We start from the raw sequence: 12,447 nt of genomic DNA on the forward strand, positions 1-12,447 counted from the left end.
GCCCGGGGCACGCGCGCGGGCCGGCGGGACCGGTGCTTCCCCGGAACGGGGGAACGGATCCCGGGGCAGGGGGAGGCGACGGCCGCGGCCCGCCGTACGGCGGGCGCCTACGAACGGGTTTCGTCGTAGCTGCTGGTGCCCTCGTCCAGGAGCGGTGGCTGCGACGTGAGGTGGGCGGGGGCGAAGGCGCGCAGGGTGTGGTAGCCGGTGATGACGACCAGCGTGCCGAGGGCGATGCCGCTGAGGGAGAAGGTGTCGGTGAACTCCATGGTGACGTTGCCGACGCCGATGATGATGCCGGCGGCGGCCGGGACCAGGTTCAGCGGGTTGCGCAGGTCGACCCCGGCGTTGAGCCAGATCTGGGCGCCGAGCAGGCCGATCATGCCGTACAGGATGACGGTGATGCCGCCGAGGACGCCGCCCGGGATCGCGGCCACCACCGCGCCGAACTTGGGGCACAGGCCGAAGAGGAGGGCGAAGCCCGCCGCCGCCCAGTAGGCGGCCGTGGAGTAGACGCGGGTCGCGGCCATCACACCGATGTTCTCGGAGTACGTGGTGGTGGGCGGGCCGCCGACCGCGGTGGAGAGCACCGAGCCGATGCCGTCGGCGGAGATCGCCGTGCCCAGCCTGTCGTCCAGCGGGTCGCCGGTCATCTCGCCGACCGCTTTGACGTGCCCGGCGTTCTCCGCGACCAGGGCGATGACGACGGGGAGCGCGACCAGGATCGCCGACCACTCGAAGCTCGGGCCGTGGAAGGACGGCAGCCCGATCCAGTCGGCCCGGCCCACGGCGGAGAGGTCCAGCCGCCAGTGGTCGACGACCCGGCCGCTCGCGTCCGCCGAGTGGATCCGGCCGAAGATCCGGTCGAACGCCCAGGAGATGCCGTAGCCGAGGACCAGGCCGAGGAAGATCGCGATGCGGGACCAGAATCCGCGCAGGCAGACCACGGCCAGACCGGTGAACAGCATGACCAGCAGGGCCGTCCACTGGTCCTGCGGCCAGTAGGTGGAGGCGGTGACCGGGGCGAGGTTGAAGCCGATCAGCATCACGACCGCGCCCGTCACGACCGGCGGCATCGCGGCGTGGATGATCCGGGCGCCGAACCGCTGCACGGCCAGACCCACCAGGAACAGCGCGACACCGACGACGAGGACCGCGCCGGTGACGGTGGCGCTGGTGCCGCCCTGCGCGCGGATGACCGCCGCCACGCCCACGAAGGAGAGCGAACAGCCGAGGTAGCTGGGCACCCGGCCGCGGGTCGCGAGCAGGAAGATCACGGTGGCGACGCCCGACATCATGATGGCCAGGTTGGGGTCCAGGCCCATGAGGACGGGGGCCACGAAGGACGCCCCGAACATGGCCACCACGTGCTGGGCGCCGAGGCCGGCCGTGCGGGGCCAGGAGAGCCGCTCGTCGGGGCGGACCATGGCTCCGGGCTCCGGCGTGCGTCCGTCGCCGTGCAGTTTCCAGCGGACGCCAAGATCCATGGTGGGGTTTCGCTTTCGTTCGTGCGGTGCGGAGGTCGCTCCGCGGCGGTGCGGAGGTCGTTCCCGCGGTGGTTCGACCGCCGTCGTTCGGGCGGTGGTGCCACTGCCGTCGTTCGGGCGGTCCGGATGTCCGGCCCATTCTCGCGCGAAACCGGAGGGTGAGCGGCCGCTTAGGATGGGGGATGTCTGCTCCCTACACCTTCCTTCGTCCCCAGGAGTCCCGCCCGTGACCGCCGAAGCCCCGGCCGCCCCCGCCCTGTCCTACGGCCGGCTGATCCCCGTCACCGTCCACTTCGACGACCTGGACGCGCTCGGCCTGCTGCACAACGCCCGCTATCCGCTGATGGTCGAGCGCGCCTGGACCGAGCTGTGGCAGGAGCACGGCGTGCGCTTCGAGGGGGACTGGGCCGCCGCCGGCGACGCCTGCAACGCCGTGCGGGAACTGCGCATCAGCTACGAGGCCCCGGTCACCAGGCCGGGCGCCCACGCCGTCCACCTGTGGCTGGAGCGCCTCGGCAACACCGGCCTGACCTACGGTTTCCGGTTCTGCTCGGCCGACGGGGCGGTCACCTACGCGCGCGGCACCCGCGTCCTGGTCCGCCTCGACGCGGCGACGATGCGCCCGACGCCCTGGAGCGAGACGTTCAGGAACGCGGGCCGGGCACTGCTGCGTCCGGCGGACTGACCTTCACGGACGTACGCTCGCCGCCGCGCAGCACGCCCGCGAACACGACGAGTCCGAACGCCAGCACCGTCACCACGCCGAACGACACCACCAGGCTGGTCGCCTGCGCCACGCCGCCGATCAGGCTCGGCGCGATCAGTCCGGAGGTGTACGTGATGGTCGCGACGCCCGCGATGGCCTGGCTGGGATTCGGGCCGCTGTGTCCGGCCGCCGCGAAGCACAGCGGGACCACGACGGCGATGCCCAGGCCCATCATCCCGAACCCGCCAATCGCCACCGCCGGATGGCCCGCCACCACGATCAGCAGCCCGCCCGCGGCGGCCAGCACCCCGCCCGCGCGGACCGTGCGCACCGCGCCGAACCGGTTCACCACCGCGTCCCCCACGATCCGGGCCACCGCCATGGTGAGCATGAAGCCGGTCGTGCAGGCCGCCGCGAGACCGGCCGAGGTGCCGAGGTGGTCGTCCAGGTAGACCGCCGACCAGTCCAGGCTCGCGCCCTCGGCGAACACCGCGCAGAACCCGACCGCGCCGATCAGCAGCGCCGAGCGGGGCGGCAGGGTGAAGCGCGGCGGGGGCTCCTCGTCATCGGTGGGCCGCAGATCGAGCACCCACCGGCAGGCCAGCAGACCGAGCACGGTGAGGGCGGCGGCCGCGCACACATGGTGCAGGCGCGCGTCCGTGCCCAGGTGGGCGGCGAGGGTTCCGCCGGCCGAGCCGATCAGCGCGCCCGCGCTCCACATGCCGTGCAGCCCGGACATGATCGACTTGTCCATCCGCTGCTCGACCTCGACGCCGAGGGCGTTCATCGCCACGTCCGCCATGCCCGCGGTGGCGCCGTAGACGAACATCGCCAGGCACAGGGTGAGCATGTTCGGCGCGAGCGAGGGCAGCACCAGCGCCAGCGTCCACAGCGCGAGCAGTCCGCGCAGCGCGGCGCGGCTTCCGAAGCGGTGGGTGATGCGGCCCGCGAGCGGCATGGCGCAGGCCGCGCCGAACGCCGTGAAGGCCAGCGCGAAGCCGAGCCGCCCGGCGCCCACCGACGCGTGGTCCTGGATCCACGGCACCCGGGTGGCGAAGGATCCGGTGACCGCGCCGTGCACGGCGAAGACGGCGGCCACGGCGTACCGGGCCCGCCGCACCTGCGACGGTGCGTATGTCACTTCGCTCATCCCCGGGGCTCCTCCTCGCCAGTGTGCCGCCCGGCTGGACGCCGTGCGCGGGCCGCTTCGTCGCGGCGCCTGCGTAAACTATCAGGGACCCTGCCTGATAAATAGAGGACGGTCCGGCCCGACGCCCCGGCGCCCATGGGAGGATTCCGCGCATGCCCGCATCCCCGAGCACCGCCCGGGCCATCAACGACCGGCTCGCCCTGCACCTCCTCCAGGACGAAGGCCCGTTGACGGCGGGCCAGTTGAAGCAGCTCACCGGCCTGTCCCGGCCCACGGTCGCCGACCTCGTCGAACGCCTCACCGCCTCCGGTCTGATCGAGGTCGTCGGCGAGGCGGGGGAGCAGCGGCGCGGCCCCAACGCCCGGCTCTACGGCATCGTCGCGGGCCGTGCCCAGCTGGCCGCCCTCGACGTCCGCACGGAGGGCGTCGCCGTGCTGGTCTGCGACCTGGTCGGCCGGGTGCTCGCCGAGGCGTCCGTGCCGATCGGCGGCGACATCGGCACCGGGCCCGCCGTGGAGCAGGCCGTGGCCCTGGTCGAACGGGCCGTCAAGGAGGCCGGGGCGGACCGGCTGCACACGGTCGGTATCGGCGCGCCCGGCCTGATCGACCCCGCCAGCGGCGAGCTGCGCGACTCCTCCGGCCTGCCCGCCTGGCACCGCCGCCTGGTGGCCGCCCTCCAGGAACGGCTGCCCGAGGCCCGCGTCACCGTCGAGAACGAGACCAACCTCGCCGCCCTGGCCGAACAGCGCGAGGGTGCCGCCCGGGACCGCGACACCTTCGTGCTGCTGTGGCTGGGCCACGGCACGGGCGCGGCCGTCGTCCTGGACGGCACCCTGCGCCGGGGAGCCTCCGGCGGCACCGGCGAGATCGGCTTCCTGCCGGTTCCCGGCACCACCGCCCTGCCGTCGGCCACGGACTGCGAGGGCGGATTCCACTCCCTGGCGGGTTCAGCGGCGGTCGCCGCGCTGGCGCGCCGGCACGGGCTGGGACCGGCCCGGGAACCGGTGACCGGCGAACCGGAGGCGGCGGGCCTGGTGCGGGCCGCGGTGGCACAGGCGGACACCTCGGGGACCGCCTCGGGGAACGCGTCAGTCCGCTTCCTCGACGCCCTCGCCGACCGTCTCGCCATCGGAGCCGCCTCCGTCGTGGCCGTCCTCGACCCGGGCTGCGTGGTGCTCGGCGGGGAGGTCGGACAGGCCGGCGGCGAGGCCCTGGCGGCACGGGTGGCGGAACGGCTGCGGCGGATGGCCCCGCTCCCCACCCAACTGCGCCCGAGTCTCCTGGGCGGCACGGCGGTACTGCGCGGCGCGCTGCTGATGGCACGGGAGTCCGCCCAGCGGGAGCTGTTCGGAGCCCGGGACCACTGAGTTCCCCGGGCGGCCGGGGCGGGGCCGTGGAAAGGCCCGGCGGCGGGCAAGGGCCGTCGTCACCGCCGCCGGGCCGGTTCTGGCAGGTCGGCAAGGACCGTTTCCGGCGGGTCAGCAGGGACCGAGGTCCTGCCACACCCCCCACTCACCCGTGGTGCCGGGCTCCTCGCCCCTCGTCCACCACCTGGCGCGCCAGGCGTGTCCCCTGTGCGACACCTTGCCCTCGCCGGCGTACTCCGCAGCCGCGTTCCAGGCCGCCGCGGTGCACTGCCCGGTCCCGCTGGAGGGGGACGGGGAGGCGCTTCCCGACGGACTCGGGCCGGTGCTCGCACTCGGACTCGGACTCGGACTCGGACTCGCCGGGGTGGACGGGCCGGGGCCCGGCCCCGGTCCCGGTTCCACGACGGTCGCCCCCCGGGTCAGGTCCCCGGCCAGCGCGTAGGTCCTCCCGCCGAAGGTCACCGTCCAGTTCGAGGGCGTCGACACCGGCAGCTGGTACACGAAGTCCAGCTCCGCCGACGCCCCCGGCGCCAGCGTCTGCCAGGCCGGCAGTCTCAGTGCGAGCCGGTGGTAGATGCCCTTGAGTCCGCCGAGGTTGCTCCCCGTGTGACCGCTGCTGATCACCGAGGTGCCCCACCCCGACTGGTCCCTGGCGTTGCCGGGCGCCGACGTGCCGTGGTCGAAGCGGAACTCCGTGCCGCCGGGCAGGGTCGTGGACGTGTTGTTGGTGATCCTCAGCTTGGGGCTGATCGGGTAGTTGGAGTCGCCGAGCGGGAACTGCCCGAACTCCACGTCGATCCTCAGCGCCTGAGCGGGCAGCTCCACCGTCGACCGCTTCGCGCCGTAGGGGGAGGCGGTCCTGAACCTCTCGTACATCGTGGAGGTCAGCGTCGATCCCGGCTCGTACTGCCCCTTGGCCGCGTTCCAGCCGTAGTCGCCGGCCAGCTCCCACACCATCGTGCCGCCGATGCCCTGGTCGACGACGTAGTCGGCCTTGGCGGCGACGGACTGCTCGTCCTCGGTGGACAGGAACACCTTCTTCTCGGCGTTCCACAGCCAGGGCGCGACCAGCGTGGCGTCGTACCTGCGGGCGTACGTGCCGGTCAGCCGGGTGCCGGCCGGGAAGCCGTACCGCGTGACGTAGTCGCCGACGACGCCCTTCTCCAGGTTCTTGGCGTGCCACATCGGGTTGGATCCCGCGGGCGCCTCCCTCCCGGCGGTGTCCAGGTCGTGCCAGAGGTTGTCGATGCCGACGGCGCCGTCCCCGCACCTGGTCAGCCCCGACCCGGCCGGACAGGTGGTGGTGGCCGCCCTGCCCCACAGGCCGTCGGTCCCGCCGGTCACGTTCCTGAACCCCCGCGTGTAGTACGGGAGTCCGATGTTGATCCGGCCGGCCGGCATCGACCCGCGGAAGTAGTGGTAGGCCCAGTCGGTGTTCAGATAGCCGATTCCGCCGTACTGGGACGCCGAGTACACGCCCGCCGCGGCGAGTTCGGCGTCCTTGCCGTCGTCGAAGAGGGAGGCGTTCGGGCCGACGTACTCGTTCCAGGCGCCGTGCAGGTCGTAGGACATGATGTTGACGTAGTCCAGGTACTTCTGCACCTGGAAGGTCTCCATGCCGCGCAGCAGGTATCCGGACGAGGGCGCCGCCACCGACAGCAGGTAGTGCCTCCCGTCCGCCGAACCGGCGCGGTCCAGCTTCTCGCGCAGCGACTTCATGAGCGCCGCGTAGCCCTTGACGAGGCCGGGGCGGCGGGCGTTGGAGAGGGACCAGTCGAGCGGATTGCCCGCGTCCTTCATGGTCGTCGGGTACTCGTAGTCGATGTCGACGCCGTTGAAGCCGTACTTCCTGATGAAGTCGACGGCGGAGTCCGCGAAGGTGTCGATGCCGGTGAGGTTGACCGAGCCGTCGGCGTTCGTGGCCATGGAGTAGAAGCCGCCCGAGTTCACCCGGGTGCCGTCGGCGGCGAGATGGCCGCCGGTCTCCGCCCAGCCGCCCACCGAGATCAGGGTCTTGACGTCCGGGTGCTGCTTCTTGAACTTGTTGAGCAGGTTGAAGTGGCCCTGGTAGGGGAGGGCCGGGTCCATCTCGGCGCCGGCCACGCCCGGCCAGGTCGTCCCGGTCGCCGCGTTGGCGGGGCCGTCCGCGCCGACGGACAGCTTGCCGGCCCCGTCGACGTGCGCGAAGGCGTAGTTGAGGTGGGTGACCTTGTCCCAGGGGATGTCCGGGGCCAGGTAGGCGGGTGTGCCGTCCTTGCCGGTGCGCCAGCCGGTGAAGTAGCCGATCACCCGGCGCTGGTGGTCGGCGCCCATCCGCTCGCGGCCGGCCGTGTCGTAGACCGAGCAGTAGGGGACGTCCACGCCCGGTGTCCGGTACAGCCCGTCGGGGCGGCAGGACTCCTGGTCGGCGGCGTTCGAGGCGGTGGCCGGCAGACCGGCCAGCAGCAGGCCCGCGACGGCCGCGGCTGCGGCGAGCAGCGCGGGTCCCGCCCGGCGAGGTGAGGGGGACGGCACAGTCGGTTCCTCTCCACGGAAGTTGCGCAGACCCTAGAGAGGACTAGACCAGTGCGTCAATAGGTATGGACCAATTCGAAGGAGGGTGCCCACGACGTGAGTTGGCCACGCCGCTCCGGCCCGGATGTCCATGCGTACCCCCTGTGAGCCAGCCCACAGAGTTCCCCCGCATGGACGCCTACCGGGCGTGGCACACTGGCCCTGTACCTACAGCAGCGCACTCCGGGGTCGGTGAAAGTCCGAACCGGCGGTTACAGTCCGCGACCCGGTCGCTTCCAGCGGCCGGTTGACCAGGTGAAATTCCTGGACCGACGGTTAAAGTCCGGATGGGAGGCAGTGCGCGGCGGGCGGGCATTCGTGCGCGCCGCCGTATGTGTGCTCGTCCGCGGACGAGCCCGTCCGGCGTCGCCCTCGGTGTTCCCGCTCGTCTCATTCTGTCGTCATCGACAGCCCCGGAGTCCGTGCCCGAATGAGGCAGGAGGACCCGGGAAGTGTTCACCGGAATCGTCGAAGAACTGGGTGAGGTCACCGCCGTCGAGAATCTCGGCGACGCCTCCCGTTTCCGGCTGCGCGGCCCCGTCGTCACCGACGGCGCCAAGCACGGCGACTCCATCGCCGTGAACGGGGTCTGTCTCACCGTCGTCGAACACGAGGGCGACGAGTTCACCGCCGACGTCATGGCGGAGACCCTCAAGCGTTCCAGCCTCGGCGCCCTCACCGCCGGCTCCCGCGTCAACCTCGAACGGCCCACCGCCGTCGGCGACCGCCTCGGCGGCCACATCGTCCAGGGCCACGTCGACGGCACCGGACAGGTGCTGGAACGCACGCCCTCCGAGCACTGGGAGATCGTCAAGGTCGCGCTCCCCGCCGACCTCGCCCGGTACGTCGTCGAGAAGGGCTCGATCACCGTCGACGGCATCAGCCTCACCGTCGTCGAAGCCGGCCCGGACTACTTCACCGTCAGCCTCATCCCCACCACCCTCGCCCTGACCACCCTCGGTCTGAAGCAGCCCGGCGACCCGGTCAACCTCGAGGTGGACATCGTCGCCAAGTACGTGGAGCGGCTGATGGCCGCGAGTGCGGGGGCGGCGAAGTGAACTCCCTGAACTCCGAGGCCTTCGTCCTCCTCGACCAGCACATCCTCTGGTCGGACATGATCGGCAACATCTTCGGCCTGGCCGCCCTGGCACTCGGCTGGCGCCGGTCCCTGTGGAGCTGGCCCGTCCAGTTCCTCTCCGGCCTCATCCTCTTCGGCGCCTTCTTCGGTCACCTGACCGGCAGCGCCGGCAAGCAGGCCGTCGTCATGACCGTCGCCCTCTACGGCTGGTGGCAGTGGAACCGCGACCGGAGCGGGTCCGCGGACGGCCACATCACCCCGCGCTTCGCCACCTGGCGCGAACGGGCCGCCATGCTCACCGCCGCCGCCGTCGGCACGGTCGCCGTGGCCCTCCTCTTCAAGGCCCACCCGTCCCTGTCCTGGGACCCGTGGCCCGACGCCTACATCTTCGTCGGCACCATCGTCGCCATGTACGCCCAGGCCAAGGGCATGGTCGAGTTCTGGTTCGCCTGGCTCCTCGTCGACCTCGTCGGCGTCCCCCTGAACTTCGCCAACGGCTACGCCTTCTCCGGCTTCGTCTACGTCATCTACGGCGCGCTCGTCCTGTGGGGCATGCGCGACTGGTGGCTGCGCTCCCGCAGGGGTCCGCGGCCCGCTCTGGAAGGAGCGCCCGCATGAGCACGGCACCCATCCTCTACCCCACCGACGGCGTCGAGGACTTCGCGCTCGACCCGGTCGAGCAGGCCATCGCCGACATCGCCGCCGGCCGCCCGGTCGTGGTCGTCGACGACGAGGACCGCGAGAACGAGGGCGACCTCGTCATCGCCGCCGAGAAGGCCACCCCCGAGATCGTCGCCTTCATGATGAGCGAGTGCCGCGGCCTGATCTGCGCCCCCATGGAGGGCGACGAACTGGACCGGCTGGAACTCCCGCAGATGGTCGCGGACAACACGGAATCGATGAAGACCGCGTTCACCGTCTCCGTCGACGCCTCCGCCGCCTACGGCGTGACCACCGGCATCTCCGCCGCCGACCGCGCCACCACCCTGCGGCTCCTGGCCGACGGCACCGCCGAACCCACCGACCTCGTCCGCCCCGGCCACGTCTTCCCGCTGCGCGCCAGGCCCGGCGGCGTCCTCGTGCGCGACGGTCACACCGAGGCCGCCGTCGACCTCGCCCGCCTCGCGGGCCTGCGCCCGGCGGGCGCGATCGTCGAGATCGCCGGCGAGGACGGCCGCATGCTCCGCCTGCCCGAGCTGATCCCGTTCGCCCGCAAGCACGGCCTGACGATCATCTCCATCGAGGACCTGATCGCCTACCGCCGCACCGCCGAGCCCACGGTCCGCCGCGAGGCGGAGACCCGCCTGCCCACCGTCCACGGCACCTTCACCGCGTACGGCTACCGCTCCACCGTCGACGGCGTCGAGCACGTCGCCCTCGTGCACGGCGACATCGGCGACGGCGAGGGCGTGCTCGTCCGCGTCCACTCCGAGTGCCTCACCGGAGACGTCTTCGGCTCCGCGCGCTGCGACTGCGGCCCCCAGCTCGACACCGCCCTGCGACGCATCCAGTCAGAGGGCCGCGGCGTGGTGGTGTACCTGCGCGGACACGAGGGCCGCGGCATCGGCCTGCTTTCCAAGCTGCGGGCGTACGAACTCCAGGAGCGCGGCCGGGACACCCTCGACGCCAACCTGGAACTGGGCCTGCCCGCCGACGCCCGGGACTACGGGGCCGGCGCCCAGATCCTCGCCGACCTGGGCGTGCGCAGCGTACGTCTGATGACGAACAACCCCGAGAAGTCCGACGCGCTCACCCGGCACGGCATCGAGGTCGCCGCCCGCGAACCGATGCCCGTCCAGGCGGGCGAGCACAACATCAGCTACCTGCGCACCAAGCGGGACCGGATGGGACACGACCTGCCCTGGCTGGACACGGCTCCCGTGTCCCCCTGCGGCAACCAGTAAGCACAGCACGAAGGAGAGACGTGAGCGGCAAGGGTGCACCGGAACTGTCCGTACGCGATGTGGGTGACCTCAGGGTCGCCGTCATCGCGGCACAGTGGCACGAGAAGGTGATGGACGGACTGGTCGACGGCGCCCTGCGCGCCCTGCACGACCTCGGCATCGACGAGCCGACCCTGCTGAGGGTTCCCGGCAGCTGGGAACTCCCGGTCGTCGCCAAGGTGCTGGCCGGGCGGGGCTACGACGCGATCGTCGCCCTCGGCGTCGTCATCCGCGGCGGCACCCCGCACTTCGAGTACGTGTGCCAGGGCGTCGCCCAGGGTCTCACCCAGGTCTCCGTGGAGACCGGCGTGCCCGTCGGCATGGGCGTCCTCACCTGCGACACCGAGGAGCAGGCCCTGGACCGGGCCGGCCTGGAGGGCTCCAACGAGGACAAGGGGCACGAGGCGGTGACGGCGGCGGTGGCGACCGCGGCCACCCTCCGCTCAGTATCCGAACCCTGGCGGTAGGCAGCCCGGCACAACGGCTAGGGTGGGATCACCATGTCCAAGAAGACGTTCGAGGAGCTGTTCACCGAGCTCCAGCAGAAGGCCGCCACCGGCGACCCGTCCACCTCCCGCACCGCAGAACTGGTCGGGAAGGGGGTCCATGCCATCGGCAAGAAGGTCGTCGAAGAGGCCGCCGAGGTCTGGATGGCCGCCGAGTACGAGGGCAAGGAGGCGGCAGCCGAGGAGATCTCGCAGCTGCTGTACCACGTCCAGGTGATGATGGTCGCCCGCGGCATCTCGCTGGACGACGTCTACGCCCACCTCTGAGCCCCGCCGCCCCCCCGAACACCACCACGCGAAGGAAGCCGACCTCATGCTGCGCATCGCCCTCCCCAACAAGGGTTCCCTGTCCGGACCTGCGGGGGAGATGCTGCATGAGGCCGGCTACCAGCAGCGCCGCGAGTCCAAGGAACTGCGGATCGTCGACCCGGAGAACGAGGTCGAGTTCTTCTACCTCCGCCCCCGCGACATCGCGATCTACGTCTCCTCCGGCCGCCTCGACATCGGCATCACCGGCCGCGACCTGCTCATCGACTCCGGCGCCGACGCGGAGGAGATCCTCCCGCTCGGCTTCGCCCGCTCCACCTTCCGCTTCGCCACCAAGCCCGGCACGGCCAGCGACGTGCGGGACCTCAAGGGCATGACGGTCGCCACCTCCTACGAGGGGATCGTCGCCAAGCACCTCGCCGACCACGGCATCGACGCCTCCGTCGTCCACCTGGACGGCGCCGTCGAGACCGCCATCGAGCTGGGCGTCGCCGAGGTCATCGCCGACGTCGTCGAGACCGGCACCTCCCTGCGCAACGCGGGCCTCGAGGTGATCGGCGAGCCGATCATGAAGTCCGAGGCCGTCGTCATCCGCCGGACCGGCGCCGACGGCGAGGACCCCAAGGTGCGGCAGTTCCTGCGCCGCCTCCAGGGCGTCCTGGTCGCCCGGACCTACGTGATGATGGACTACGACTGCCGCGTCGAGCAGCTCGAGAAGGCCGTCGCGCTGACCCCGGGTCTGGAGTCGCCGACCGTCTCCCCCCTGCACAACGAGGGCTGGGTCGCCGTCCGTGCCATGGTCCCCGCCAAGGAGGCCCAGCGCATCATGGACGACCTGTACGACATCGGCGCCCGCGCCATCCTCACCACGGCCATCCACGCCTGCCGCCTCTGAGAACCCCGGGAAGATGTCCGACCAGCCCACGCTCCCCGTCACCTTCCGGCCCAGCCGCACCCGCGCGGTGCTCCTGTCGGCCGGAGCGGTGCTCTTCCTCGTCATCTCCGCCGTCGCCCTGCTGCTCGAGCAGCTCGGCCCGGGGGAGCGGCTCAGTTTCATCCTCACCGGCGCCCTCTGCCTCTGGGCGTCGGCCCAGCTGGCCCGGGTCCGGGTCGTCGCCGAGGACTCGGGTGTCACCGTGGTGAACATCGTGAGCAGGCGGCGCCTGGAGTGGGCCGAGATCCTCAGGGTGAACCTCCGGTCAGGCGATCCCTGGGTGTTTCTCGACCTCAGCGACGGCACCAGCCTGCCCGCGCTCGGCATCCAGCCGGGCATCGACAAACAGCAGGCCATCTCCCACGCGCGCGCCCTGCGGAGCCTCGTGGAGGCCCGGTCCGTGCCCCGCTCCGAGCCCGACCAGGGCTGAGCCCGAGCACGTTCCGGGCTGACTCG

At 71.9% G+C, this 12,447-nt stretch carries 12 protein-coding genes and 1 riboswitch; of the genes, 9 read left to right on the plus strand and 3 right to left on the minus strand.

Annotated features, from left to right (window positions below; genetic code table 11):
* Window positions 1-107 precede the first annotated feature (107 nt).
* Window positions 108-1,487, minus strand: a complete 1,380-nt coding sequence (locus tag ACFYO5_RS29525) for a uracil-xanthine permease family protein (protein WP_388714415.1) — start codon at window positions 1,485-1,487, stop codon at window positions 108-110.
* 226 nt (window positions 1,488-1,713) lie between these two features.
* Between ACFYO5_RS29525 and ACFYO5_RS29530 the strand changes: the two genes are divergently transcribed.
* Window positions 1,714-2,172, plus strand: a complete 459-nt coding sequence (locus ACFYO5_RS29530) for an acyl-CoA thioesterase (RefSeq protein WP_388714418.1) — start codon at window positions 1,714-1,716, stop codon at window positions 2,170-2,172.
* Here the strand turns inward: ACFYO5_RS29530 and ACFYO5_RS29535 are convergent.
* On the minus strand, window positions 2,132-3,343 hold the full coding sequence (locus ACFYO5_RS29535) for an MFS transporter (protein WP_388714421.1): 1,212 nt from the start codon (window positions 3,341-3,343) through the stop codon (window positions 2,132-2,134). The two genes, ACFYO5_RS29530 and ACFYO5_RS29535, sit on opposite strands and share 41 nt — an antisense overlap.
* A gap of 152 nt (window positions 3,344-3,495) precedes the next feature.
* Here ACFYO5_RS29535 and ACFYO5_RS29540 point away from each other — a divergent pair, with 152 nt between their 5' ends.
* Complete coding sequence (locus tag ACFYO5_RS29540; protein WP_388714424.1) at window positions 3,496-4,710, plus strand: ROK family transcriptional regulator; 1,215 nt, start codon at window positions 3,496-3,498, stop codon at window positions 4,708-4,710.
* Between the two features lie 111 nt (window positions 4,711-4,821).
* Here the strand turns inward: ACFYO5_RS29540 and ACFYO5_RS29545 are convergent, their stop codons facing one another.
* Window positions 4,822-7,224 carry a chitinase C-terminal domain-containing protein gene (locus ACFYO5_RS29545; protein ID WP_388714427.1) on the minus strand — a complete coding sequence of 801 codons (2,403 nt, stop codon included), beginning with the start codon at window positions 7,222-7,224 and terminating at the stop codon, window positions 4,822-4,824.
* Between the two features lie 213 nt (window positions 7,225-7,437).
* Window positions 7,438-7,568, plus strand: a riboswitch (FMN riboswitch).
* A 147-nt stretch (window positions 7,569-7,715) separates the two neighbouring features.
* Here ACFYO5_RS29545 and ACFYO5_RS29550 point away from each other — a divergent pair.
* Genes ACFYO5_RS29550 through ACFYO5_RS29580 form a run of 7 tightly spaced genes read left to right on the plus strand, consistent with a single transcriptional unit; the run spans window position 7,716 to window position 12,421 of the window.
* On the plus strand, window positions 7,716-8,321 hold the full coding sequence (locus tag ACFYO5_RS29550; protein WP_388714430.1) for a riboflavin synthase: 606 nt from the start codon (window positions 7,716-7,718) through the stop codon (window positions 8,319-8,321).
* Window positions 8,318-8,959 (plus strand): nicotinamide mononucleotide transporter family protein, encoded by a 642-nt coding sequence (locus ACFYO5_RS29555; RefSeq protein ID WP_356567381.1) that lies wholly within the window; start codon window positions 8,318-8,320, stop codon window positions 8,957-8,959. The genes ACFYO5_RS29550 and ACFYO5_RS29555 overlap by 4 nt, the downstream gene beginning before the upstream one ends.
* Entirely contained in the window at window positions 8,956-10,245 is a 1,290-nt protein-coding gene (locus tag ACFYO5_RS29560; RefSeq protein ID WP_356567383.1) for a bifunctional 3,4-dihydroxy-2-butanone-4-phosphate synthase/GTP cyclohydrolase II, read from the plus strand. The genes ACFYO5_RS29555 and ACFYO5_RS29560 overlap by 4 nt, the downstream gene beginning before the upstream one ends.
* A gap of 20 nt (window positions 10,246-10,265) precedes the next feature.
* Window positions 10,266-10,751, plus strand: a complete 486-nt coding sequence (gene ribH / locus ACFYO5_RS29565; protein ID WP_356567385.1) for a 6,7-dimethyl-8-ribityllumazine synthase — start codon at window positions 10,266-10,268, stop codon at window positions 10,749-10,751.
* 33 nt (window positions 10,752-10,784) lie between these two features.
* Window positions 10,785-11,057, plus strand: coding sequence for a phosphoribosyl-ATP diphosphatase (locus ACFYO5_RS29570; RefSeq protein ID WP_388714436.1), 273 nt, complete (start codon window positions 10,785-10,787; stop codon window positions 11,055-11,057).
* Between the two features lie 46 nt (window positions 11,058-11,103).
* On the plus strand, window positions 11,104-11,952 hold the full coding sequence (gene hisG, locus ACFYO5_RS29575) for an ATP phosphoribosyltransferase (RefSeq protein WP_388714439.1): 849 nt from the start codon (window positions 11,104-11,106) through the stop codon (window positions 11,950-11,952).
* 13 nt (window positions 11,953-11,965) lie between these two features.
* Window positions 11,966-12,421, plus strand: a complete 456-nt coding sequence (locus tag ACFYO5_RS29580) for a PH domain-containing protein (protein ID WP_356567391.1) — start codon at window positions 11,966-11,968, stop codon at window positions 12,419-12,421.
* Window positions 12,422-12,447: the final 26 nt, after the last annotated feature.

It is taken from the genome of Streptomyces sp. NPDC006259 (genome assembly GCF_042870975.1).
GTDB lineage: Bacteria > Actinomycetota > Actinomycetes > Streptomycetales > Streptomycetaceae > Streptomyces.

Coding starts and splice junctions, on each gene's coding strand:
- ACFYO5_RS29525 (WP_388714415.1), bottom strand. CDS start 1,487: ATGGATCTTGGCGTCCGCTGGAAACTGCACGGCGACGGACGCACGCCG.
- ACFYO5_RS29535 (WP_388714421.1), bottom strand. CDS start 3,343: ATGAGCGAAGTGACATACGCACCGTCGCAGGTGCGGCGGGCCCGGTAC.
- ACFYO5_RS29540 (WP_388714424.1), top strand. CDS start 3,496: ATGCCCGCATCCCCGAGCACCGCCCGGGCCATCAACGACCGGCTCGCC.
- ACFYO5_RS29560 (WP_356567383.1), top strand. CDS start 8,956: ATGAGCACGGCACCCATCCTCTACCCCACCGACGGCGTCGAGGACTTC.
- ACFYO5_RS29570 (WP_388714436.1), top strand. CDS start 10,785: ATGTCCAAGAAGACGTTCGAGGAGCTGTTCACCGAGCTCCAGCAGAAG.
- hisG (WP_388714439.1), top strand. CDS start 11,104: ATGCTGCGCATCGCCCTCCCCAACAAGGGTTCCCTGTCCGGACCTGCG.
- ACFYO5_RS29580 (WP_356567391.1), top strand. CDS start 11,966: ATGTCCGACCAGCCCACGCTCCCCGTCACCTTCCGGCCCAGCCGCACC.